The organism is Halomonas cibimaris (genome assembly GCF_039537045.1).
GTDB lineage: Bacteria > Pseudomonadota > Gammaproteobacteria > Pseudomonadales > Halomonadaceae > Vreelandella > Vreelandella cibimaris.
The window spans coordinates 36,352-60,115 of the sequence record NZ_BAAAZT010000018.1 but is presented as its reverse complement, the minus strand read 5'-3'; the positions used below and the strand labels follow the sequence as shown (position 1 = coordinate 60,115).

General features: G+C 62.7%; 25 protein-coding genes. 11 read left to right on the top strand and 14 right to left on the bottom strand.

The window, feature by feature from the left end; genetic code table 11:
* The 8 genes from ABD654_RS02255 to mnmG all read right to left on the bottom strand — a co-directional run bounded on the left by ABD654_RS02255 (position 1) and on the right by mnmG (position 6,637).
* Positions 1 to 471 (bottom strand): F0F1 ATP synthase subunit B, encoded by a 471-nt coding sequence (locus tag ABD654_RS02255; protein ID WP_344701856.1) that lies wholly within the window; start codon positions 469 to 471, stop codon positions 1 to 3.
* Positions 472 to 547: 76 nt separating this feature from the next.
* On the bottom strand, positions 548 to 775 hold the full coding sequence (atpE, locus tag ABD654_RS02250) for a F0F1 ATP synthase subunit C (RefSeq protein WP_344701855.1): 228 nt from the start codon (positions 773 to 775) through the stop codon (positions 548 to 550).
* Positions 776 to 826: 51 nt separating this feature from the next.
* Entirely contained in the window at positions 827 to 1,654 is an 828-nt protein-coding gene (atpB, locus tag ABD654_RS02245) for a F0F1 ATP synthase subunit A (protein ID WP_344701854.1), read from the bottom strand.
* 4 nt (positions 1,655 to 1,658) lie between these two features.
* Positions 1,659 to 2,066, bottom strand: a complete 408-nt coding sequence (locus ABD654_RS02240; protein ID WP_344701852.1) for an ATP synthase subunit I — start codon at positions 2,064 to 2,066, stop codon at positions 1,659 to 1,661.
* Positions 2,067 to 2,271: 205 nt separating this feature from the next.
* Entirely contained in the window at positions 2,272 to 3,201 is a 930-nt protein-coding gene (locus ABD654_RS02235) for a ParB/RepB/Spo0J family partition protein (RefSeq protein WP_344701850.1), read from the bottom strand.
* Positions 3,202 to 3,272: 71 nt separating this feature from the next.
* A complete protein-coding gene (locus tag ABD654_RS02230) occupies positions 3,273 to 4,040 on the bottom strand; it encodes a ParA family protein (RefSeq protein ID WP_344701848.1) in 768 nt (255 codons plus the stop codon).
* Positions 4,041 to 4,721 (bottom strand): 16S rRNA (guanine(527)-N(7))-methyltransferase RsmG, encoded by a 681-nt coding sequence (gene rsmG / locus ABD654_RS02225; RefSeq protein WP_344701846.1) that lies wholly within the window; start codon positions 4,719 to 4,721, stop codon positions 4,041 to 4,043.
* Positions 4,718 to 6,637 (bottom strand): tRNA uridine-5-carboxymethylaminomethyl(34) synthesis enzyme MnmG, encoded by a 1,920-nt coding sequence (gene mnmG, locus ABD654_RS02220; RefSeq protein WP_344701844.1) that lies wholly within the window; start codon positions 6,635 to 6,637, stop codon positions 4,718 to 4,720. The genes rsmG and mnmG overlap by 4 nt, the downstream gene beginning before the upstream one ends.
* Before the next feature lie 689 nt (positions 6,638 to 7,326).
* Here mnmG and ABD654_RS02215 point away from each other — a divergent pair.
* On the top strand, positions 7,327 to 8,013 hold the full coding sequence (locus ABD654_RS02215; protein ID WP_344701842.1) for an SDR family oxidoreductase: 687 nt from the start codon (positions 7,327 to 7,329) through the stop codon (positions 8,011 to 8,013).
* A gap of 9 nt (positions 8,014 to 8,022) precedes the next feature.
* Here ABD654_RS02215 and ABD654_RS02210 read toward each other — a convergent pair whose 3' ends face one another.
* The 5 genes from ABD654_RS02210 to argC form a co-directional block, all read right to left on the bottom strand.
* Positions 8,023 to 8,808, bottom strand: coding sequence for an amino acid ABC transporter ATP-binding protein (locus tag ABD654_RS02210; RefSeq protein WP_344701840.1), 786 nt, complete (start codon positions 8,806 to 8,808; stop codon positions 8,023 to 8,025).
* Between the two features lie 9 nt (positions 8,809 to 8,817).
* Positions 8,818 to 9,489, bottom strand: a complete 672-nt coding sequence (locus ABD654_RS02205; RefSeq protein ID WP_344701839.1) for an amino acid ABC transporter permease — start codon at positions 9,487 to 9,489, stop codon at positions 8,818 to 8,820.
* Positions 9,490 to 9,613: 124 nt separating this feature from the next.
* Positions 9,614 to 10,435 (bottom strand): transporter substrate-binding domain-containing protein, encoded by an 822-nt coding sequence (locus ABD654_RS02200; protein WP_344701838.1) that lies wholly within the window; start codon positions 10,433 to 10,435, stop codon positions 9,614 to 9,616.
* A 192-nt stretch (positions 10,436 to 10,627) separates the two neighbouring features.
* Positions 10,628 to 10,981, bottom strand: a complete 354-nt coding sequence (gene erpA, locus ABD654_RS02195) for an iron-sulfur cluster insertion protein ErpA (protein ID WP_344701836.1) — start codon at positions 10,979 to 10,981, stop codon at positions 10,628 to 10,630.
* Between the two features lie 113 nt (positions 10,982 to 11,094).
* Positions 11,095 to 12,132 (bottom strand): N-acetyl-gamma-glutamyl-phosphate reductase, encoded by a 1,038-nt coding sequence (gene argC, locus ABD654_RS02190; RefSeq protein ID WP_344701834.1) that lies wholly within the window; start codon positions 12,130 to 12,132, stop codon positions 11,095 to 11,097.
* A 125-nt stretch (positions 12,133 to 12,257) separates the two neighbouring features.
* Here argC and ABD654_RS02185 point away from each other — a divergent pair, with 125 nt between their 5' ends.
* The 4 genes from ABD654_RS02185 to hemL are packed head-to-tail and all read left to right on the top strand — an operon-like array spanning position 12,258 to position 16,651.
* Positions 12,258 to 14,060 carry a chloride channel protein gene (locus tag ABD654_RS02185; protein WP_344701832.1) on the top strand — a complete coding sequence of 601 codons (1,803 nt, stop codon included), beginning with the start codon at positions 12,258 to 12,260 and terminating at the stop codon, positions 14,058 to 14,060.
* Positions 14,061 to 14,097: 37 nt separating this feature from the next.
* Positions 14,098 to 14,529 (top strand): protoporphyrinogen oxidase HemJ, encoded by a 432-nt coding sequence (hemJ, locus tag ABD654_RS02180; RefSeq protein ID WP_344701830.1) that lies wholly within the window; start codon positions 14,098 to 14,100, stop codon positions 14,527 to 14,529.
* Positions 14,529 to 15,371 carry a bifunctional hydroxymethylpyrimidine kinase/phosphomethylpyrimidine kinase gene (thiD, locus tag ABD654_RS02175; RefSeq protein ID WP_344701828.1) on the top strand — a complete coding sequence of 281 codons (843 nt, stop codon included), beginning with the start codon at positions 14,529 to 14,531 and terminating at the stop codon, positions 15,369 to 15,371. Before hemJ ends, thiD begins: the two co-directional genes overlap by 1 nt.
* The gene (gene hemL / locus ABD654_RS02170; protein ID WP_344701826.1) at positions 15,368 to 16,651 is read left to right on the top strand and encodes a glutamate-1-semialdehyde 2,1-aminomutase; all 1,284 of its coding nucleotides are present in this window, start codon (positions 15,368 to 15,370) and stop codon (positions 16,649 to 16,651) included. Before thiD ends, hemL begins: the two co-directional genes overlap by 4 nt.
* A 154-nt stretch (positions 16,652 to 16,805) precedes the next feature.
* On the opposite strand, the gene ABD654_RS02165 is transcribed toward hemL, so the two are convergent.
* Positions 16,806 to 17,033 (bottom strand): hypothetical protein, encoded by a 228-nt coding sequence (locus ABD654_RS02165; protein ID WP_344701824.1) that lies wholly within the window; start codon positions 17,031 to 17,033, stop codon positions 16,806 to 16,808.
* A 201-nt stretch (positions 17,034 to 17,234) separates the two neighbouring features.
* Between ABD654_RS02165 and rdgB the strand changes: the two genes are divergently transcribed.
* From rdgB to crtI, 6 genes are all read left to right on the top strand, one after another.
* Positions 17,235 to 17,855, top strand: coding sequence for an RdgB/HAM1 family non-canonical purine NTP pyrophosphatase (gene rdgB, locus ABD654_RS02160; protein WP_344701822.1), 621 nt, complete (start codon positions 17,235 to 17,237; stop codon positions 17,853 to 17,855).
* A gap of 8 nt (positions 17,856 to 17,863) precedes the next feature.
* On the top strand, positions 17,864 to 19,033 hold the full coding sequence (gene hemW, locus ABD654_RS02155) for a radical SAM family heme chaperone HemW (protein ID WP_344701883.1): 1,170 nt from the start codon (positions 17,864 to 17,866) through the stop codon (positions 19,031 to 19,033).
* A gap of 38 nt (positions 19,034 to 19,071) precedes the next feature.
* Positions 19,072 to 19,785 carry a YiaD family glycine zipper/OmpA-like lipoprotein gene (locus ABD654_RS02150; protein ID WP_344701820.1) on the top strand — a complete coding sequence of 238 codons (714 nt, stop codon included), beginning with the start codon at positions 19,072 to 19,074 and terminating at the stop codon, positions 19,783 to 19,785.
* A gap of 383 nt (positions 19,786 to 20,168) precedes the next feature.
* Entirely contained in the window at positions 20,169 to 20,939 is a 771-nt protein-coding gene (locus tag ABD654_RS02145; RefSeq protein WP_344701818.1) for a bacteriorhodopsin-like, read from the top strand.
* 110 nt (positions 20,940 to 21,049) lie between these two features.
* Positions 21,050 to 22,177, top strand: a complete 1,128-nt coding sequence (locus ABD654_RS02140) for a polyprenyl synthetase family protein (RefSeq protein ID WP_344701816.1) — start codon at positions 21,050 to 21,052, stop codon at positions 22,175 to 22,177.
* A complete protein-coding gene (gene crtI / locus ABD654_RS02135) occupies positions 22,174 to 23,763 on the top strand; it encodes a phytoene desaturase family protein (RefSeq protein ID WP_344701814.1) in 1,590 nt (529 codons plus the stop codon). The genes ABD654_RS02140 and crtI overlap by 4 nt, the downstream gene beginning before the upstream one ends.
* The last annotated feature ends 1 nt before the right edge of the window (position 23,764 follow it).

Sequence of the window (23,764 nt, the reverse complement as noted above, 5' to 3'; positions counted from 1 at the left end):
TTACAGTTCGGCAGCCAGCTCATCAAGCAGCTTGCGGTGCGCTTTTTCGTCGACGGCGTTTTCCAGTACGCGCTCAGCGCCCAGCACGGCCAGATCGGCCACCTGGCTGCGCAGCTCTTCGCGGGCGCGCTGCACGTCCTGCTCGATGGCGGCGCGGGCGCCGGCGATCATGCGCTCGCCTTCGGCACGGGCCTCTTCGCGGGCGTCTTCGACAATCTGCGTAGAGCGCTTATTGGCCTGCTCGAGAAGCTCAGACGCCTGCTGCTTGCTTTCGCGCAGCGTCTGCTCTGCCTGTTCCTGAGCGACTTCCAGATCACGGGATGCACGGCTTGCCGCGTCCAGACCATCAGCAATTTTTTTCTGGCGCTGATAAAGCGCATTGCTGATCGGCGGCCACACATACTTTATGCAAAACCAGACAAAGATCGCGAAGGCGATCGTCTGTCCGATTAGCGTCATGTTGATATTCACAGGGATGTACCTCTGACAAGTTCGTGGCGACCGGGGTGAAGCAAAACCGAGCGGCTAGCGCTCGGCTTGGCTTGTCTTAACCGGCAACAACGAAGATGAGGTACATCGCAATACCCACGCCGATCATCGGCACAGCGTCGAGCAGGCCGGCCATGATGAAGGTCTTGGTCTGCAGATCGTTACCCAGCTCGGGCTGGCGCGCCGTGGATTCGATCAGCTTGCCACCCAGCAGGGCAAAGCCGATGCCGGTAGCCAATGCGCCCAGGCCGATGATGATAGCGGCGGAAAGGTAGATGAAGTCCATGGTAGTGCTCCTAGCGGTTAGGTGAGGTTAGGGGTGTAACGTGTTGCTCGGTTAGTGACGTTCGTGTGCAGCGTTGAGATACACAACGGACAGGACGGTGAAGATGAAGGCCTGCAGGGTAACGATCAGGATATGGAAGATCGCCCAGGGCACATCCAACAGCCAGATTGCCCAGAACGGCAGCATGGCAATCAGGATGAAGATCACCTCGCCGGCAAACATGTTGCCGAATAGACGCATGGCCAGGCTGAACGGCTGCACCATCAGCGCGACAACTTCGAGCAGCAGGTTAAACGGAACCAGCGCCCAGTGGTTGAACGGCTTGAACGAGAGCTCACGCGCAAAACCGCCGGCGCCTTTGACCTTGAAGTTGTAGTACAGCACCAGCAGGAAAACGCCCAGCGCCATGCCGAAGGTGGCGTTGATATCGGTGGTCGGCACGATTTTCATCTGATCGACGCCCAGGCTGGCAAACACGCCGGGGAAGTAGTCGACCGGGATGATTTTCAGCGTGTTCATCATCAAAATCCACACGAAAAGCGTCAGCGCCAGCGGGCCGATGATGGGGTTTCGGCTGTGGAAAGTAGAGCGCGTCAGGTTTTCGATGAACTCGAAGGTGACTTCAATGATGCTCTGCAGCGTGCCGGGTACGCCGGTCGTGGCGGCCTTGCCTACCTTGCGAAACAGCCAGATGAACAAAAAGCCCATGCCGATGGACCAGCCCATGGTGTCCAGATGAATAGCCCAAAAGCCCATGTCGCTTGCCTGCTGGGCGTTTTCGGCGATCGACCAGCCGTTTTCCGGGTGCAGTCCGAACGTCAGATTTTGCAAGTGGTGCTGAATATATTCAGCCGGGGCGACTACGTTTCCTGCTGCCATGGCGCTAGCTACCTCGATCAGTTACGCGATGCCGGCGCAGAAGCCAGGGAGTCAGCCAGTGCGCAAGGACAACCGCTACGTAAGTACTAAAGAAGAAAGCGGGGTTTGACGGGGGCACTGCGATAAACGTCAAAGCGAAAAGCACCGCCGTCAAACCAAACTTTCCGGCCTCGGCGCGCATCAGGCGCCGGGCCCCCTGCAACGCCCGCAGGCGCGGATCCAGCATGCCGGCTCGCAGAATGAAAAAAACCTGCGGCACAATACCCACCAGACCGCCTGTCAGCGCCGAAAGCAGCCCGCCAGACCCGGCCAGCAGGCCTCCCAGCGCCCCCGCCACCGCCGCCGTGGCTGCCTGGGTACCGAGCAGCTGGCGAACGTAATGCCGGCGATGCCGGTGTTGATCTGGTTGCATGAAATCCTGAAAGCCGTATTGCCTGGGATTTGCGTCTCACGGGCGCAGATGCCCTGACGCAAAGCCTGCAAAAATCATGCGCGATTATAGGGAAGCCCCTCCCCGCCTTCAACCGAGCGAGGTACTTTTTCAACCGTATTGGCGTATTTTGCTACCAAAGCGGCAGAGTTAAAGGGCGTTACCTGCCGAATAGTTAATAAGCCTGCTATTGGATTCGTCCGAGAATCCCGTCAAGTTCTTCCAGGCTCGCATAGCGAATGGTCAGCGCGCCCTTGCCCTTTTTCCCCTGCCTGATCGAAACCGGCGCGCCAAGCTTTTCGCTTAGCGTGGTTTCCAGCCGCGCCACGTCCGGCGAGGCCGGCCGGGACGCCGAGGGCTGCGACGGCGCATCGCCCTTGGCGGCCAGTTTTTTCACCAGCGTTTCGGTGGCGCGCACGGTCAGGTCGCGGTTGATGACGTCCCGGGCAACGCGCACCTGCTGGCCGCCGGCAAGCCCGAGTAGCGCCCGGGCGTGGCCCATGTCCAGATCGCCGCGCTCCAGCAGGGTTTGCACTTCACCGTCCAGGGTCAAAAGGCGCAGCAGGTTGGCCACCTGAGTGCGCGATTTGCCTACGGTGTCGGCGATTTGCTGCTGGGTCAGGGCAAATTCGTCGCTTAGACGCTTGAGCGCCAGCGCTTCTTCCACGGCGTTGAGGTTTTCGCGCTGGATATTTTCGATCAGCGCAAGGGCCAGTGCCGTGTCGTCGTCCACGTCGCGAATAACGGCGGGAATAACGTCGAGCTCGGCCAGCTGGGCGGCGCGCAAGCGGCGCTCACCGGCGATGATTTCATAGCGCTGCTCGCCCACCGCGCGCACCACGATCGGCTGCATAACGCCCTGAGCGCGAATCGAGTCGGCCAGCTCTTCCAGGGCTTGCGGGTTGAAATCGCGCCGGGGCTGATACGTGCCGCGGGAGAGCTGCCACAGCGGCAGCCGTTCAAGGCGCTCGCCGTCTTCGCCGCTGTCTTGACGCGCATACGCGGGATCGCCGGCGCCGGGCGCGGCATCGTCTACTGGTTTTACACCGCCGGCCGGGCGGCTGTGGGAACCGATCAGGGCGTCCAACCCGCGCCCCAGCGCGCGTTTACGCGTCATTGGCTTTTCCTCGTCATCAACCGAAAGTGGCTATCGCTGAGCGAAGCACGGGTATCTCTGGCGTGCAAACGTCACAGCGCCAGGCGGCTCAGCATCTCCTTGGCGAGCACGCGATAGGCCTGACTGCCGCGGGAAAACCGCGCGTAGTGGCTGACCGGCAGGCCGTGGCTGGGCGCTTCGGCCACCTTGACGTTGCGCGGAATCGTCGCCTTGAGCAGCCGGTCACCAAAATAGCGGCGCAGCTGGCTGTCCACTTCCCGGGTCAGGCTCATGCGCTTGTCGTACATGGTGCGCAGAATCCCTGAAATGTCGAGGTCGGGATTTACGCTCTGCTGAATCTGCTCGATGGTGTCCAGCAGCGCCGAAAGCCCTTCCAGAGCGTAGAACTCGCACTGCAGCGGAATCAGCACGCCGTCGGCGGCGGTCAAGGCGTTGACCGTGAGCATGTTAAGCGACGGCGGGCAGTCGATAAGGATGACGTCGTAGGTCTCGGCCAGCGGCGCCAGCGCCCGGGCCAGGCGGCTCTGGCGCTCGTCGCAGTGCAAAAGCTCGACTTCGGCGGCGGTCAAGTCACCGTTGCCCGGCAGCACGTCGTACCCGGCAGGCGAGTCGCAGACGATGGCGTCCCGGGCGCTTGCGTTTTCCAGCAGCACGTCCAGCACGCTGGTGGCCAGGTCGTGTTTGTCAATGCCGCTGCCCATGCTGGCGTGCCCCTGAGGGTCTAGATCCACCAGCAGCACGCGGCGTCCAAGCGTGGCCAGGCTGGCGGCGAGGTTGACGGCCGAGGTGGTTTTGCCCACGCCGCCTTTCTGATTGGTCAGGGCAATAATCTGGCTCACTTATTCCCCTCCTTGCGGGGTCAGAATCAAAAGCTGGCGTTCGCCGTCGATAAAAGGCACGTCGAGCCGATGACGCCGGGCAAGTGCCACGCCGCCGGGCAAAGCGGCAAGCTCGTCGTCGGCGCCGGGGCCTTTCATCGCCAGCCACTCGCCGCCGGGTGCCGGCAGCCGGCGCGTCAGCGCGATAAAGTCCGCCAGGCTGGCAAAGGCCCGGGAGATCACTTGATCAAAGCCGCCGGCCGTAAACGACTCGACGCGGGCCTGGGTGGCAGTGACGTTTAAAAGCCCCAGCTCCATGATCGCCTGGCGCTGAAAGCGCACCTTCTTGCCGTTGCTGTCAAGCAGGGTGACCGCAAGCTCCGGGCGCAAAACGGCCAGCACCAGCCCGGGAAAACCGGGGCCGGCGCCCACATCAAGCAGCGCCCCGGAGCGGATGAAGGGCAGCACCGCGGCGCTGTCGAGCACGTGGCGTGAAACCATCGCGTCAACGTCGCGTACCGCGGTGAGGTTATAAGCCCGGTTCCACTTGTGCAACAAGGCTACAAGCCCCAGCAGCCGGCGGCGCTTGACGTCGTCCACGGCAATGTCCAGGCGCCTCAAGCCCTCGTCCAGACGGGCTGACGCGTGCTCGGGCAGCCCGGCCGTCAGCGCCGGGACGGGCAAAGCGGTTGGCGTGCTCATCCGTTGGCTACCTCTTCTTTGCCAACTTCCGCGCTGTGCAGCAGGCGATGCTTTTTCAGATGAATCAGCAAAATTGATACGGCCGCAGGGGTCACACCGGCAATGCGCGCCGCCTGAGCCAGCGTTGCCGGGCGCGCCTCGCCGAGTTTCTGGCGCATCTCGTGGGAAAGCCCGTCCACGCGGGTGTAATCCATATCCGCCGGCAGCGGCGTGGCCTCGTGGCGCTTGAGCTTGTTGATTTCTTCCTGCTGACGGTCGATATAGCCCTGGTACTTGGCCTGGATCTGCACCTGCTCGGCGACGGTGTCGTCGCTGATCGGAGCGCCGTCGATGCCCGGCAGCGCGGCGACGTCGGCGTAGCCCAGCTCCGGGCGCTTGAGCAGTGCGGCCAGGGTAAATTCTCGGGCCAGGGGTTTGCCCAGCGTTTCGGCAAGCCGCTGGCCGGCGGCAGAGCTTGGCTGTACCCAGGTGCTTGCCAGGCGCTGGTTTTCTCGCTCGATGGCCTCGCGCTTGTCGGTGAAGGCCTGCCAGCGTGCGTTGTCCACCAGCCCCAGCTCACGGCCGGTTTGGGTCAGGCGCAGATCGGCGTTGTCTTCGCGCAGCAGCAGCCGGTATTCCGCCCGAGAAGTGAACATGCGGTAGGGCTCTTTGGTGCCAAGCGTGATGAGATCGTCGACCAGCACGCCCAGATACGCCTCGTCCCGCCGCGGCCACCAGGCGTCCAGCCCTTTGGCGCGGCGGGCTGCGTTGACCCCGGCCAAAAGCCCCTGGGCGCCGGCCTCTTCGTAGCCGGTGGTGCCGTTGATCTGGCCGGCAAAAAACAGGCTGTGGATAAATCGGGTTTCCAGCGAGTGCTTGAGGTCTCGCGGGTCGAAAAAGTCGTATTCGATGGCGTAGCCGGGCCGGGTGATGTGCGCGTTCTCCAGCCCTTCGATGGAGCGCACGACCTCCAGCTGCACGTCGAACGGCAGCGAGGTGGAAATCCCGTTGGGGTAGAGCTCGTGGGTGTCCAGCCCTTCGGGCTCGATGAAAATCTGGTGGCTGTCCTTGTCGGCGAAGCGGTCAACCTTGTCTTCGATCGACGGGCAGTAGCGCGGGCCGACGCCCTCGATGCTGCCGGAATACATCGGCGAGCGGTCGAGATTCTGGCGAATGATGGCATGGGTGCGCGCATTGGTGTGAGCGATATGACAGCTCATCTGGCGCGGATGCATTTCGCGGCGGCCCATGTAGGACATCACCGGGCGGGGGTTGTCACCGGGCTGTTCGGCCAGCTTCGAGAAATCCACGGTTTTGGCGTCAATGCGCGGCGGCGTGCCGGTTTTCAGCCGGTCGACCCGAAACGGCAGCGCGCGCAGGCGCTCGGCCAGGGCGTTGGACGGCGCGTCACCGGCGCGGCCGCCCAGGGTTTTATCCAGGCCGATGTGGATAACCCCGCCCAGGAAAGTGCCGGTGCACAGCACCACGGCGTCGGCGTGAAAGCGAATGCCGGTTTCGGTCACCGCACCGCGCACGGTATCACCGTCGACGATCAGATCGCCCGCGGCCTGTTGGAAAATCGTCAGGTTGGGCTGGTTTTCCAGCATCGTGCGAATCGCACTTTTGTAGCGTACGCGGTCGGCCTGGGCACGCGTGGCGCGTACGGCCGGTCCTTTGCGTGCGTTGAGCACGCGAAACTGGATGCCGCCTTTGTCCGTTGCCAGCCCCATGGCGCCGCCCAGGGCGTCGATTTCCTTGACCAGATGGCTTTTGCCGATGCCGCCGATGGCGGGGTTACACGACATCTGGCCCAGGGTTTCGATGTTATGGGTCAACAGCAATGTCTGACAGCCCATGCGAGCGGAGGCCAGTGCGGCTTCGGTTCCCGCATGGCCACCGCCGATGACGATGACGTCAAAGCGGTCGGGATAGTTCAAAAGACACCTCGTTTGTGCGCTCGGCACCGATGGCAGTGGGTATTCAAGAGCACAGCGCAGACGCGCCGCGGTTGTTCAGCCGGGCAGTATAAACCTCCTGTGGGTAACCGTCAGGTTTTTCCACACCGGGTTTGCCTGTTCTCTGCTGAGTTAATAACAAATCAATTAAATAATAGAAGTTCTGTTGTTGTTGTAATTATTGGGGTTGACGTTTTCTGTGGAAAACTCATTTTTTCATTAAAAAATCAGCTATCTAGTCTGTTGGCAAAGCGGTGGGCAAACTGTTGGAAAGGCGTGCATGAGCAGTGGACGGCCGGTGGATAAACAGCCTGCTTATCCACAGGCGGTGTTAGCAACAAGTTATTCACCGATGTATACCGCCTTTATGCACACGGTTATCAACAGGGCCAACAGCCGGCAGTTTTCGTTGCGAAAGCCGCTGACGGCGCGGCTTGGCAGGAAAAACGGAAGGCACAAACAAAAAATGATATCCACAGGCAAAAATCGGCCTTGCGACCGCTCAAACGCCAGGCGAATGTGCCAAAGTAAAGCGCCGCCACGGGGAATCAGGAGAGCAAAAAGCGCGCAGGGCACGGTCGGCTTGAGGCTGCACGGCAGGCAGCGTTAGTCTGGGAAGCTGCATTGTTCAATCACGCAACGCTGCTTTATCACGCAACGAGGAGTTCGGTATGGAAGAACGTGTATTGCTGATTACCGGTGCCTCCAGCGGCATCGGCGCTGCCACCGCCCGCGCCGCGGCGGACAAGGGCTACAAGCTGGTGCTGGCAGCGCGCCGCCACGATAAGCTGACGGCCCTCGCTGAAGAACTCGGCGAAGACAGCGTCATGACAATAGGCTGTGACGTCACGTCAATGCCCGACCAGCAGGCCCTGGTCGAGCAGGCGCTGGCGCGCTTTGGTCGTATCGATGCGGTATTCGCCAACGCCGGTCGCGGCGGCTCGCCCGGCGGCTTCAGCGAGGCGGATCACGAGCAGTGGAAAGACATGCTGCTGACCAACGTCTACGGCGTCGGTTTGACGCTGCAGGCAACGCTGCCGGCTCTCAGGGAAAGCCGGGGGCACGTGCTGCTGACCGGCTCCGCCGCCGGGCGCGCGACCATTCCCGGCTCCATGTACAGCGCCAGCAAATGGGCGGTGACCGGCATTGGCTACAATCTGCGCGAAGAGCTGCGCGGTACGGGGATTCGCGTCACCCTCATTGAGCCCGGCATGGTGGACACGCCCTTCTTTGATGAGCGTCCGGACCACGCCATGAAAGATGAAGATATTGCCAACGCGGCGCTGTACGCCCTGGAGCAGCCCGCCCATGTAGACGTCAACGAAATCCTGGTACGCCCCACGCCGGCCGTTGAATAACGCTCGCAGCTAGTGCTTGAGCACCCGAGCCAGAAAGCTTCGGGTGCGCGCGTGCTGCGGCGCGTCGAACAGCTGCTCCGGCGGGCCCTGCTCGGTGATTTCGCCCTGGTGGATGTAAATCACGCGGTCGGCGACCTCCCGGGCAAAGCCCATCTCATGGGTGACGATCACCATGGTCATGCCTTCCCGGGCCAGCTCGCGCATGGCGTCGAGCACCTCGCCGATCATCTCCGGGTCCAGCGCCGAGGTGGGCTCGTCAAACAGCATCAACCGTGGCTCCATGGCCAGCGCCCGGGCCAGCGCCACGCGCTGCTGCTGGCCGCCGGAAAGCTGTGCCGGGTACTTGTCGGCCTGATCTTCGATGCCCACCCGGGTCAGCAGTCGGATTGCGCTGTCCCGCGCCTGCTCGCGCCCGAGCCCGCGCACGCTCACCGGCGCTAGCGTGACGTTGTCGCGCACGCTGAGATGGGGAAACAGGTTGAACTGTTGAAACACCATGCCCACTTCCGTGCGGATTTTCTGCAGTGCCTGTCCGCCTTTGCCGTGGGGGAGCAGCGTCTTGCCGGCCACGTCCAGCGTCCCTTGCTGAAACTCTTCCAGCCCGTTGATACAGCGAATCAGCGTGGACTTTCCCGAACCGCTGGCGCCGATCACCACCACGACCTCGCCTTGGGTAATCTCAAGGTTGATATCCTTGAGCACGTGCAAACTGCCGAAATGCTTGTTGAGCTTGTCCATGCGCACGATGGGCCGTGCGTTTTGAGCTGGCTGAGCGGATTGTGTCGTTGCGTTCATGGGTTGTCCTTATTCTCCGGCCAGGCCGCGGCGTTCAAGCTGGGCGAGCACGATGGAAAGCGTCCAGGTGATCGCCAGATACAAAAGCGCCACCATGAAATAGACCTCCATGGCGGTGAAGGTCGTGGCAATGTAGATCTGCCCCTGGCGGACCAGTTCACCGACGCCGATCACTGAAAACAGCGACGTATCCTTGATGCTGATGATCGCCTGGTTGCCCAGCGGCGGGATCATGCGGCGCAGCGCCTGGGGCCAGATCACATAGCGAAACGCCTGGCGCGACGATAAACCCAGCGACAGCGCCGCTTCGCGCTGGCCCCGGGCGATGGACTGCACCCCGCCGCGCACGATTTCGGAAATATACGCACCGGAGTTCACCGCGATCGCGGCAATGCCGGCGGTGAGCGCATCGATGGGCCCGCCCAGCAGCTGGGGCAGGCCGTAGAAGATGAACAATACCTGCACCAGAATCGGCGTGCCGCGAAACACTTCGATATAGACAACGGCCAGCCAGCGCATCCAGCGCAGCGGGCTGATGCGCATCAGCCCGAACACAATGCCGATAACAAAGCCGACGGCAAGCCCGCCGAACGAAATCAGAAGCGTCCAGGGGATCCCGGGCAGCAGGTGGGGAATCGAGGCGAGCGCCGCTGCCCAATCAAAATTGAAGGTGACGTCCACGTCGAATCTCCTGAGAAGGGACGATACATAAACCAAAGCGAAGAAATGACGCAGGGCCGGGAGCGACGCCCACCGGCCCTGATCAACCTCTTGGCTGACAAGAAATCACAGATAGCGCGCCGGGTTACTCGGCGCTGGGGGCTTTACCGAACCATTTGCGGTAGATTTCGTCGTAGGTACCGTCTTCTTTCATCGCGGCGAGCGCTTCGTTAGCGGGTTTGAGCCACCGGCTGCCCTTGTGGAAAACGATGCCGTACTGCTGGCCTTCGTACAGCGGACCGACGACCTTGGCGCGGCCTTCGCCCTGGGTCTGGGCAAAATAGGCGACGTTGGGCGCATCATAAAAGGTGGCGTCGACGTTGCGGCCAAGAAGTGCCATGTACATGTCGGAGGTGCCGGGGTAGGGCGTAATCTCGGCGCTGTCGCCCAGATTTTCCTGAAGGTAGTCGTAGCTGGTAGAGCCGATCTTGGTGGCTACCGCTTTGCCTTCGAGGTCTTCCAGCGTTTGGATGTCGTCGTTGCCTTCGCGGACCATCAGGCGCAGGCCGGAGTCGTAGTAGGGGTCGGAGAAGTCCACGACCCTGGCACGCTTGTCGGTGATGGTGGTGCCGGCAATGGCGATTTCCTGGCTGCCGGTCTGCACCGCGGGGATGATGCCGGAGAACTTCATGGTGGTCAGGTTGACCTCGAAGCCGGCGCGGTCGGCGACTTCGTTGATGATGTCCATGTCAAAGCCGACCATCTCGTTGGTTTCGGAATCCAACATTTCGAAGGGGACAAAGCTTGGGTCGGTGGCCACGTTGACGCTGGGCTTGTCCTGTTCTTGGGCGGCGGCGATGCCGGCACTGCCAAGACCTGCGGCCAAGACAGCCGCCAGCACAGCGGATGCCAGCGGCGTATGGCCGATGGCCTGGTGGGCGATGGCGCTCAGTTTTTTGTTCAGCATTGTCGTAACCCCGTCATGGAAGTGCCTGTGGCGCACCGCCGGAAAACCCGCGTGCGACCACGGCTGTTGTTGGTTTTTTTAGCGACTGGACGGGATAACCTTGGCGAGAAACCGCTGGAGCGTCAAGTTTATTGGCGCTGACGGGGCCAGACGTTGAGTGCTTGATAGAAGCGGCGACGGGGCAGGATTACGTTACACCATAAAGGAGGCGCCGCAGCCGCAGGTGGAGCTGGCGTTGGGGTTTTGTACGCGAAAACGTGCCCCGGCCAGGCCTTCTTCATAGTCCACGGTAGAGCCGACCAGATACTGGTAGGACAGCGGATCCACTACCAGGGTCGCATCGCCAAAGTCGATGACGGTGTCGTCGTCGGCGAGCCGGTCGGCAAAGTCAAAGCCGTACTGAAAGCCCGAGCAGCCGCCGCCGGTCACGTAGACGCGCAGCCTGGGTGCTTGATTGCTCTGCTCTTCCATCAGCGCCTTGAGGCGTATACGAGCGCTGTCGGAAAGCAGCAGCGGAGTGGGGACAAAAGATTCGGCGCTGCTCATGGTTATCTCCGCAAGCGTGAGAGGAAATCAAAGTCAACAACCGCTCAACGGTTATTGCCGCCATTATGGATATCCCTTGGCAAAAGGGTCAACGTCTGCCGGGGCGCCGGCGGTCAGGGCATCAGCGCCGGGGCGGCAAGGCCCAGGGTTTCGTCTCGGCCAAACATCAGGTTGAGGTTTTGAACGGCCTGGCCGGATGCGCCCTTGACCAGATTATCAATCACCGACAGCACCACCACGGTATTGCTACCTTCCGGGCGGTGCACGGCCAGCCGGCAGGTATTGTTGCCCTTGACGCTGCGGGTTTCCGGATGGCTGCCGGGGGGCATCACATCGACGAACGGCTCGTCAGCGTAACAGTGCTCGAACAGCGTCTGAAGATCGGCCTCCGGCTCGGCGATAAGCTGGCCGTAGAGCGTGGCGTGAATGCCGCGAATCATCGGCGTCAGATGGGGAATAAACGTCAGGTTGATCTCGCCATTGTGTGCGGCAACCAGCCCCTGGCGAATTTCCGGCAGATGGCGGTGGCCGCCGGCGGCGTAGGCCTTGAGCGACTCGCTGGCCTCGGCCAGAAGCGAGCCCACCTTGGCGCCGCGCCCGGCACCGGTGACGCCGGTCTTGCAGTCGGCGATCAGCTGGCCGGGATCGATCATGCCGGCCTTCAGCAGCGGCAAAAAGCCTAGCTGTACGGCGGTGGGGTAGCAGCCGGGCACGGCAATCAGGCGGGCGCGCTTGATCGCCTCGCGGTTGACTTCGGGCAGGCCGTAAACGGCTTCTTCCAGCAGCGCCGGGGCGCCGTGGGTCTGGCCGTACCAGGCTTCCCATTCGGCAACGTCGCGCAGGCGGAAATCCGCCGAGAGGTCGATCACTCGGGTGCCGCATTCGAGCAGCTCGCCGGCAAGAGCATGGGCCACGCCGTGGGGCGTGGCGAAAAATACCGCGTCCATGTCGCCCAGCTGCTTGGCGTCGGGCGCGGTGAAGGCCAGACGGTCGTAGTAGCCGCGCAGATTGGGATACATCGCGGTGACGTTTTTCCCTGCCTCAGAGCGCGAAGTGATGGCCTCGACGCTAACCTCGGGGTGCTGGGCCAGCAGGCGCAGAAGCTCCACGCCCGTATAGCCGGTACCGCCTACAATGCCAACCTTGATCACGTTTGACTCCTTCACGGGCGCCTTGAAGCGCCGGACTGTCGAAGTTGATGCGCCTATGATACACAATAGAGTGAACATCATGGTAAAGCGTACAACCGCAAAAACACTACAAGGACACCTCTGGCGTGGCACGCGTATTTCGCTCCTTATTGACTCTTGAGCGCTTCCGGCGCCAGCTCGCCAACGTGGATGCGCTGCCCCAGCTTTGCGTGCTGGGCCTGGTGTCCGGGGTGATGACCGGCGCGCTGATGGTGGCCTTTCGCTTTTTGCTGAGTCTGGGCGCCACGCTTTATATGCCCGAAGGCAATCCCGAAGCCTTTGAGCAGCTGGCCCCTTGGGGACGAGCGCTGCTGCCGCTGATCGCCGTGGCGCTCATCGGCCTGTGGCTTGGGCGCTTGTCGCCGTCGGCGCGCAAGATCGGCGTGGCGCATGTAATCGAGCGGCTGAGCTACCACCAGGGGCGTTTTCCTCGGGGAAACTGGTTCACTCAATGGTGGGTAGGGCTTGTGTCGGTGCTCGGCGGGCTGTCTGCCGGCCGGGAAGGGCCGGCGATTCATCTGGGAGCCGCGGCGGCCAGCGGGCTCGGGCAATATATGCGCCTGCCCCACAACAGCCTGCGGGTGCTGGTGGCCTGCGGCACGGCGGCGGGCATTTCGGCATCGTTTAATACGCCCATTGCCGGGGTCATCTTCGCCATGGAAGTGGTGATGATGGAATACACCATCACCGGATTTATGCCGGTGATTTTGGCGTCTACGGTCAGCGGTTTGATCGCCCAGCTGGTGTTCGGCTTTGAGCGTCCCTTTCAGGTCAGCGATCTTGCGCTGGGCGCTTTTGCCAACCTGCCCTGGATTGTAATCAGCGCGCTGGGCATCGGCATACTGGCCGCCGGCTTTTTGCAGCTGGCCCGGCTGTCCGAGCGGCTGGCGCATTTTTCCTTGACCGTGCGCTGCATTGCGGTGGGCGTGCTGCTGGGCGGCACGGCCTGGTTTTATCCTCAAGTGCAGGGCATGGGCTACGATACGCTGGGGCTGACGTTCGGCGCGCATTTGGCCGTTGATGTGCTGCTGGCCGTGGCTGTGGGCAAGCTGTTGCTGACGGCGGTTACCGTGGCCTGCGGCATTCCGGTGAGCATCATCGGGCCGATTCTGGTGGCCGGCGGCGCGGCCGGGGCCCTGTTCGGCGTGCTGGGGGCTCAGCTGATGCCCAATGCCTCTGCCAGCCCGACGATTTACGCCATGCTGGGCATGGCCGCCATGATGGGGGCGATTTTGCAGGCCCCGCTGGCCGCGCTGATGGCGCTGCTGGAGCTGACCCATACGCCCAACATGATGCTGCCGGGCATGCTCAGCGTTGTGGTGGCCTGTTTGACCACCCGCCAGCTGACCGGCAGCAAGGGCTTTTTCAACCAGGCCCGTCAGGGCAGCCGCCATCCGCTGCAGCACCCGCTGATGCAGGCGCTGTCGCGGGTGTCGGTGCCGGCGGTCATGGAGCGTAATCTGGTGCGCAGCCAGCGGACGGTAACGCCGGCCGAGGCGCGCAAGCTGCTGACGACCAACCCGGTGTGGCTGGTGATCGAGCGCGCCAAGGATGACAAACCGCCGCTGGCGCTGAAAGGCTCGGCGCTGGCACGCTGGCTGCTGGAACATGAAACGCCCATCAATGAAGGGCACCGCGGCTATCAGCACGTTGATCTGCTGGAAATTCCCGGCCAGCGCCTGGAACTTGCACCGATCAACTTGCAGGCCACGCTGTCCGAGGCGTTTCTGGCCTTGCAAAACGAGACGCTGGGCGCGCTTTACGTAGTGCACGGCTATCGGCATAAGCAAAAGCGAATTTCGGGTATCATCACCCGTGGCGCCGTCGAGCGTTATTACCGCTATACCGACCACATTCCCGAAAGCCGCAGCCCCGAGCGTGGCCCCTGAGGCGTTTGTCGGTCCGTCCGCTGTACAAGGAGCTGTTATGTATCTATGGGTGAAAGCATTCCACCTGATGGCTGTGGTGACCTGGTTTGCCGCGCTGTTTTATCTGCCGCGTTTGTACGTGTATCACGCCATGGCCCGGGATAGCGGCGAGCACGAGAGCATCGCGCGTTTCAAGGTCATGGAGCGCAAGCTGTATCGCGGCATCATGACACCGTCGATGATCGCGGTTGTCGTGCTGGGCGGCATTCTGCTGGCGCTGGCGCCCGGCTGGCTCAGCCAGGGCTGGATGCACGCTAAGCTGTTGTTTGTGGTGCTGTTGATTGCCTACCATCACGTCTGCCTGATCTATCTCAAGCAGTTCGCCGAGGATCGCTGCACAAAGCGCCACGTGTTCTTCCGCTGGTTTAACGAGCTGCCGGTGCTGGCGCTGATTGCCATTATGATTTTCGTCGTGGTGAAGCCTTTTTAATGGCGACGTCATTGCTCAATGAGCCGCTTCCGGCGGCGGTACTGGTGCTCGCAGGCCACGACCCTACCGGCGGCGCGGGGCTTATCGCCGACAGCGAAGCCGTGGCGGCCAACGGCGGCTGGGCGCTGACCGTCCCTACCGCGCTGACCGTGCAAAGCTGCGACGATGTGCGCCGGGTGATCCCCGCCGACCCCGACACGATGCTGGCCGCCGTCGAGGCGCTTGCGGATATCCCCGTAGCGGCGATCAAGATCGGCCTGCTGGCCGACGCCGCTACCACCGACGCTGCGGTGCAGATCGTGCGCCGCTTTCCCGGCGTGCCGGTGGTGATCGACCCGGTGCTCAGGGCCGGCGGCGGCGCGGAGTTATCCACACCCGAACTGTGCCGGCGGTTTGTGGATACGCTGATCGGGCATGCCGATATTGTGACCCCCAACCGCCACGAGCTTGCCCGGCTGACCCCGGAGCAGGCCGGCGCAAACGATACCGAGCGCGCCGTGGCGCTGCTGTCTGCGGGCTGCCAGGGCGTGCTGGTCACCGGCACCGACACCCCGCTGGCGCACGGCGAGCAAACGGTGACCCACACGCTGCACACCCCGGAAAGCGCCCGTCAGTGGCACTGGCCGCGCCTGGCGGCGACGTATCACGGCTCGGGCTGTACGCTGGCGGCAGCGCTGGCCGCTCGCCTGGCCGCCGGCGATGCGCTGGTCACGGCCTGCGAGCAGGCCCAGCACTTTACCTGGCAGAGCCTGTCCCACGGCTACCGGCCGGCGCACGGCCAGCATCTGCCCAACCGCTTTTTTGCTCATTGCCACTTACCTGCGACAAAGAGGATGCCATGACCACTTCCGCTGAACTGTTTGAACGCGCCAACCGCCACATTCCCGGCGGCATCAACTCGCCGGTACGCGCCTTCAAGGGGATGCACCGCCCGCCGGTGTTCATTGAGCGCGCCCAAAACGCGTATCTGTTCGACGTGGAAGGCAACCGCTACGTGGACTACGTAGGCTCCTGGGGGCCGATGGTCACCGGCCACGCCGACCGCGACGTGCTGGCCGCGGTGCGCGCCCGGCTGGACAACGGCCTGTCGTTTGGCGCCCCCACCGAAATCGAAACCACCATGGCGGATCTGATCTGCGAGATGATCCCCAGCATGGACATGGTGCGCATGACCAGCTCCGGCACCGAGGCCACCATGTCGGCCATTCGCCTGGCGCGGGGCTACACCGGCCGTGACAAGATCGTCAAGTTCGAAGGCAACTACCACGGCCACTCCGACTCGCTTTTGGTCAAGGCCGGCTCCGGTGCGCTGACCCACGGCGTGCCCAACTCACCCGGGGTGCCCGCTTCGCTGGCCGAGCACACCGTGACGCTTTCGTTTAACGACCCGGACGGCGTGGAAGCCTGCTTTGACGAAATCGGCGACCAGGTGGCCTGCATTATCGTCGAGCCGGTAGCGGGCAATATGAACTGCATTCCTTCACGCCCGGAATTTCTCGACACCCTGCGCCGGGTATGCAGCGAGCACGGCAGCCTGCTGATTTTTGACGAGGTGATGACCGGCTTTCGCGTGGCCATGGGCGGGGCCCAGGCACACTACGGCGTGACGCCGGATCTGACCTGTTTGGGCAAGATCGTCGGCGGCGGCATGCCGGTGGGCGCATTCGGCGGCAGCCGCGAGATCATGGAGCAGATCTCGCCGCTGGGGCCGGTCTACCATGCCGGTACGCTCTCGGGCAATCCGCTGGCCATGGCCGCCGGCACCACGCTTTTGAACAAGCTTCAGGTGCCGGGCTTCCACGACGCGCTGACCCAGCGGGTCGAGACGCTGTGCACCGGCCTCAAGGAACGCGCCGACGCCGCCGGCGTGCCGATGGTAGCGCAGTGGGCCGGCGGCATGTTTGGGCTGTTTTTCACCGCGCAGAGCCGCGTGGACAACTTCGCCCAGGCCACCGCCTGCGACCCGGAAGCCTTCCGCCGCTTCTTTACCGGCATGCTCGATGAAGGCGTGTACCTGGCGCCGTCGGCGTTCGAGGCCGGCTTTATGTCCAGCGCCCATACCGCTGAGGACATCCAGCACACGCTGGACGCCGCCGAACGGGTGTTTGCCGGCATGGCGTAAGCACGGCCTACCGTGTCCGCCTGATGTAACCAAGTGTTACACTTGTGGGCTATACTGAAGAAGCCGCCTATAGGCGGCTTCTTTGCGTTGTGACACGCCACCGGAGGTTTCCATGCTGCGTTGTATCATCCGCTACGGCCTGCCCGGGGCGGCGCTATGCGTCTCGTCGCTGCTGCCACGCCGGGAGCCGGTCGACGGCTACGTGGTCGCTGTCGATCAGTACCAGCACCCGATCAGCGGGCGGGGCCTGAAACACCCCGGCAGGGGGGTGTATGCAGACGTTGCAGCCGGTCTTTTCCCCGAGATAGTCCGCAAACAGCTGTGTTTGCGGGCTTTTTTGGGTAACCAGGTAAACAGTTTTGCGGGTGTTGTCCTGCGACATGAAAGTGACCCTCGAGCAGAGAACGGCTGAGCAGGTGCCGGCTGATTTGTTGCTTAATGTATTTAAGTTTGTAAATTAAAGTTACGCAAGAAGATTGTAAAAGAAGGCCGTAAAAGCAGGTCGTAAAAAGGCTCGGATGCCCCGTCCTTTTGGTCTACTCCGACCCGGCGTACACTGGCCGGCCGCCAAGGAGACCACGCTATGACCGCAACAAAAACGCTGATACTGGCCAGCGGCAACGCCGGAAAGCTCAAGGAATTCAACCAGATTTTGCAGCCGCTGGGATTTGACGTGCGCCCCCAGGCAGACATCAATGCGCCGGACGTTGCCGAAACCGGGCTGACGTTTGTGGAAAACGCCCTGCTCAAGGCCCGCGCAGCCAGCCGCATCAGCGGCCTGCCGGCGCTGGCGGATGATTCCGGCCTGGAGGTGGACGCCCTCGCCGGCCAGCCGGGGATCTACTCCGCCCGCTACGCCGGCGAGCCCAAAAGCGACGCGCGCAACAACCAAAAGCTGCTGGAGGCGCTTTCCGACTGCCCCGAAGGCCAGCGCACCGGGCGCTACTGGTGCGTGCTGGTGTATCTGCGCCATGCCCTGGACCCGGTGCCGATCATCGTCCAGCAAAGCTGGGAGGGCGAAGTGCTGGCCCACCCCCGAGGTGCGGGCGGCTTTGGCTATGATCCGCTGTTCTGGCTGCCCGCTCAGGCCATGAGTGCCGCAGAACTCCCGGCCGAGGAAAAAAACCGCCTGAGCCATCGCGGCCGCGCACTCAGCGCGCTGGTGGAAGCGCTGAACGCAGCCGGTGGCAAGGGGGCAGCATGACCGAGCCGATGGCGAAGCGGCGCCCGCCGCTGTCGCTGTACATCCACACGCCCTGGTGCGTGCGCAAGTGCCCCTACTGCGACTTCAACTCCCATGAATCCGGCCGCCGGGCGCTGCCGGAGCGCGACTATCTGGCCGCGCTGCTGGAGGATCTGGATCAGGACCTGCCCCTGGCCGGCGAACGTGAACTGGTGTCGATCTTTATCGGCGGCGGCACGCCAAGTCTGCTGTCCCCCGAGTTTTACCAGACCCTGCTCAGTGCAATAAGTGCGCGGCTGGCTTTCGCGGCGAATATCGAAATCACCATGGAAGCCAACCCCGGCACCACCGAATACCACGCCTTCAGCGGCTATCGAGCGGCCGGCATCAACCGCCTGTCGTTCGGCGTGCAGAGCTTTCAGCGTGCCCAGCTCAAAGCGCTGGGCCGGATTCACGACGGCGAGGAAGCCGTGCGCGCGGTAGAGCAGGCCCGGGCCGGCGGGTTTGACAACCTCAATATCGACCTGATGCACGGCCTGCCCGGCCAAACTCCGGCGCTGGCGCTTGATGATCTGGAACAGGCGCTGGCGCTGGCGCCCGAGCACCTGTCCTGGTATCAGCTTACCCTGGAGCCCAATACGGCGTTTTACGCCCGCCCGCCCGTGCTGCCCGAGGAAGATACCCTGTACGATATTCAAGAGCTCGGCCACCGTTGTCTGGAGCAGGCCGGTTTGTCACGCTATGAAATTTCCGCCTACGCCCGCCCGGGGCACGAAAGCCGGCACAACCTCAACTACTGGACGTTTGGCGACTACCTGGGGATCGGCGCCGGGGCGCACGGCAAGCTCAGCGACGTGGACCGCCAGGGCCGCTGGACCATTGAGCGGCGCTGGAAAACCCGCCAGCCCGAGGCCTATTTGCAGCGTCGTTGGGATATGCGAGGGTTTGTAGCGGGCAAGCGCGAGGTGCCGGCCGATGAGCTGCCGCTGGAATTTTGCATGAACGCCCTGCGCCTGACCGAGGGCGTGGATGCCGCACGCTGGCCGGCGCATACCGGACAGCCCCTCGGCGCGCTGCAGGTTTTGCTGCAAGACAGCGTCAAAAAAGGACTTTTGCAGGAAACGTCAAACAGACTGCAACCGACGCCTCAAGGTCTATTATTCTTGAATGAACTGCTGGCAGACATCAGCAACGGATAACAACCGCGACGTTTCAATGACCGTAAAGGAGTAGAGCAATGCGAATGGTTCGAGCAATGGCCCCTTTGGCGGCGGCGATTCTGCTGGCCGGCTGTGCCGCCCAGAATCCCTACGGCGGCCAGCAGGGCAGCCAGACTCAACGCTCCAACAAGACGGCGATGGGCGGCGGCGTCGGGGCCGCCGTGGGCGCGGTGGCCGGCGCGCTTTCCGGTGACGGCAGCACCAGCCGCCGCGACCGCGCGCTGATCGGGGCGGCCGTGGGCGCTGCCGCCGGCGCCGGCGTAGGCGCCTACATGGACCGCCAGGAAAAGCAGCTGCGCCAAGGGCTGCAGGGTTCACGCATCGAAGTCGACCGCCGCGGCGACGACATCGTGCTCAACATGCCAAGCCAGGTGACCTTCGGGTTCGACTCCGCTCAGCTGACCGGCCAGGCGCAAAGCGCGCTCAACGAAGTGGCCAGCGTGCTGCGTGAGTATCAGGATACCCGGGTCAACATCGCCGGCCACACCGACAGCACCGGCGATGCCGGCTACAATCAGAAGCTGTCCGAGCGCCGCGCCCGGTCGGTGGGCAGCTATCTGACCCAAAACGGCGTATCCGCCATGCGCCTGAATACCGCAGGCTACGGTGAAAATCAGCCGGTAGCGGACAACGATACCGACGCCGGCCGCGCGCAGAACCGCCGCGTGGAAATCACGCTGACGCCTACCGGGGACGCCGGCAGTCGCGGCGGCCAGCGCCCGCCCCGCTAACGGCCGCTCCCTGAACGGTGCATCGGTCGCCGTCTGAGCCCGCCATGCCTTGCATGGCGGGCTTTTTTTGCGCTTTTGGACCGGCATGAAAACACCGGCCCGGCGCTGCGCTATCGAGTCTGGCCAAAGTGTTCAAGGGGGCGGGCACCGGCGGGTGTTGGCCCGAAAAGATGCGTTTTTAATACCGCATCACATAAGCGTTGTATTTTCACACCGCACCGGCTACGCTGATTGTAGCTGTACAGAAAAAGGATTTTGTACAGCTGTTGTGGAAAGGACTTTATAACGCGTCATCCGCGCTTTTCCGCGATGGTCTGGGCCCTCCATCTCAGCGAAGCGTGCGTGATAGCTGCCTAAACCAGCAATCGCCGTTGGAGATCATAATGGAACTTGAAACGCTATCCCTTGGGCAATACACCTTCATACAGAACGGGTACTCGTTCGGCTTTGCCGTCATGGCCGCCGCGTCCCTGTTTTTCTGGCTCATGAAGTCTGAACTCGCCCCCTCTTACCGCCTGGCCGTCACCATCACAGGGCTGGTAACGGCCATCGCGGCATACCACTACCTGCAGATCATGCTTTCGTGGGGAGCCGCAGCCGATGTCACCACAGGAGAAGTCGTGGCCACGGGTTCGCCCTTTAACCAGGCCTATCGCTACGTGGACTGGCTGCTGACCGTACCGCTGCTGCTGATCGAGCTGATCCTGGTCATGAACCTGACACGCCAGGAAACGATCAAGAAAACCACCATGCTCGGCGGTGCAGCCGCACTGATGATCGTGCTTGGCTATCCCGGCGAAGTATCCAGCACCGGCGGGCTGCGCTTTGTGTTCTGGGTACTGTCCATGATCCCGTTCGTCTTCATCGTCCACCAGCTGGTCGTTGGCCTGAAAGACTCCATTGCCAAGCAGCCTGAAGAAGTGAAAGGACTGATCAACATTGCGGTATACCTGGTGATCGGCGCCTGGCTGTTCTACCCCATCGTCTACCTCTTCCCCCTGGTGGGTCTGACCGGTGGTGCCGCCATCACAGCGCTTGAAGTGGGCTACACTATTGCCGACATCGTCGCGAAAGCCCTCTTTGGCGTATTCATCTTCACAATCGCAGTGCGCAAGTCAAAGGCAGTCGAAAACACGGAGAATGAAGCAGTCTAAAGCGAGTGCTGACAGGGACGGCAGCGAAAGCTCAACGCTCCAATAAGCACTGATTCAAGATCAAGGAGCTTCACCCGGCCACGGATGGCCCCGAGCTAAAGGATATTGGCATGGTCAATGTAACGGCTCATCAAACTGCTGATTTCACCGTCGCTGAACACATCGATGCGCCATCGTTGGCACCACGTCGCGAAAAGGCGCCCTGTGCGCCCGCGGACATCCTCGACGTGGATCACGAACTCGAATGCGTCACCTCTCTGATGCAGGCCAGCATAAGCGCACCGGCTAGCTGGCCTGCCACCCAAGCGAGCCTTTATCACCTGGATACCGGCGGCAGCCTTCTACGCGCACGGCTGGCTTTGCTCAGCGGACAGGCCTATGGCGCATCAAAGGCCCACCGGACGGCGGCGGCCGCCGCCGCAGAGCTCGTTCATAACGCCTCGCTTGTGCATGATGACCTTTGCGACGGCGATACAATACGTCGCGGCAAGGCAGCCGTGTGGAAGCGCTATAACCACCACGTTGCCGTATGCACAGGCGATCTTCTTTTAACAACGGCCTTTCGCGCCGCGCTCGAAAGCGACCGTTGTGAACACCGTCTGGCGCTGATAACGCTTTTGACCCGGCAGACCAGTCAGGTAATCGCCGGGCAGAGCATTGAAGTGGCCCCGCCGGCCGCACGCCAGGAGACCGCACGCCAAGCGTATGACAACCCCCCTTCGCTGAGCGCCTATCTGCAGGCGACTCTGGCCAAAACCGCTCCTCTGATCGCACTGCCGCTGGAAGCCGGCGCCCTTGGCGGCACGGTCTCCGGCGAACAGCGCCTGCTGCTACAGCGGTTCGCCGGCGCGGCAGGGCTGGCCTATCAAATCATCGACGACCTGGATGATATTGACCTTGCCTGCCCTTCGCGCTCGCAGCCGGATGCCTTTCATCCCTATCACGCCTGGCCGCGCCACTGGCCGGCAGGCCGGCCACAAAGCGACGACGCCGGTGCCCGTGCGGTGCAGCGCGCCGCCCGACACGCGGCGTCTGCGCTGGCGCGCGCCGAAAAGATCACGCCCTGTTTTCCCGAAGGGCTTGGCACGACGCTGCGACAGATGCTTGCGGACTTGCAGCGACGGCTGCTAAGCCACCTGCACGCCGCGGCGCTGGATCGAGACAGGTACCATACAACTACACGCCAGAGAGACAGGTACCAACCCTGCCGTCAGCCTTACGGAGAGCGAGCCTCATGACCGCGCCACCCAGCACACCGTTACCCAACATGGCCTCGCCCGACACCTCGTCTGCCTGTGCCGGCGCGAAAGAAAAAATCGGAAAGGCCCTGGTCATTGGTTCAGGCTTTGGCGGTCTGGCAGCGGCCCTGCGCCTTCTTGCCGACGGCTGGCACGTAGAACTTGTGGAACGTCACGGTGACCTTGGCGGGCGCGCCCGGGTGTTCAAACTGGACGGGGTTGGCTTTGATGCCGGCCCCACCGTGATTACAGCCCCGTTTATTTTCGAAGCGCTTTTCGAACGCTTCGGCGAGCGCTTTCACGATCACGTGACGCTGCTGCCGGTGGACCCTTTCTACCGGATGGAGTTTGCCGACGGCAGCCGTTTTGAATACAAGGGCACGGTCAGTGAAACGATCGAAGAAATCGATCGCATCGCGCCGGGGCAGGGGGCGATCTACCACGATTTTCTGGCTGAAACCGAGAAGATGTACCAGCGCGGGTTTGTCGATCTGGCCGAGCAGCCTTTTACACGGGTCACGGACATGCTCAAGGTGTTGCCGGATTTGGTTCGCCTGCGCGCCGATAGAAGCCTGTACGATTTTGTTTCCCGCTTTTTTGCCGATGAACGCCTGCGCCGGGCCTTTTCCGTACCGTCGCTGCTGGTCGGCGGCCACCCTTTTCGCACGTCCTCGCTGTATGGCCTGATTCACGCCCTTGAGCGCCGCGGCGGCGTCTGGTATCCCAAAGGCGGCACCGGCGCGCTGGTGCAGGCGCTGGCGGCGCTGTTTGAGCGTCACGGCGGCGTCATCCATACGCGCCAGCAGATAAGTGCGCTGGACGTGGACGGCAGCCGTGTGATCGGGGCAAAGACGGTCTCCGGCGAATATCACCGCGCCGACATCGTCATCAGCAACGTCGATCCGCTGCATGTCTACGACCGCTGGCTGCCGATGAAGCCCTGGGGCCGCTGGCTCAACGCCTGGCGGCGGCGCATGAAGCAGTCGATGGGCCTGCTGGTCGTCTATTTTACAACCCGGCGCCCGTATCCTGAGCTTGAGCACCACACCATCGTCTTCGGGGATACCTACAAAGAGATCCTCGACACTATCTTTGACAAGCATGAAATGCCCGACGACCTCAGCCTTTATCTGCACCGTCCCGGCGCTACGGATTCGCAGATGGCCCCCGAGGGCGGCGATGCGTTTTATGTGCTGGCGCCGGTGCCCAACCTGCAGGGACACCACGACTGGGATGCCCTTGAGCCTCGGCTGACGCATCAGATCTTCACCATGTTACAACGCCGCCTGATGCCGGATGTGCTGGATCAGCTCGGCGCAACGCACACGGTATCGCCGCGTTATTTTCACGGCGCGCTCTCCAGCCCGTTCGGCAGCGGCTTTTCCATCGCCCCCACGCTGACACAGTCGGCCGGCCTGCGTTTTCACAATCGCTCACCGCACTATCGCAACCTGTATTTTGTAGGAGCCGGCACGCATCCGGGCGCAGGCGTTCCGGGGGTGGTTTCGTCGGCAGGCGTTGTCGCCCGGCTTGTTAAAGAAGACGCGGCAACCCGACCCGGTGCCGCCGCTTCCAAAACGGCGTGAG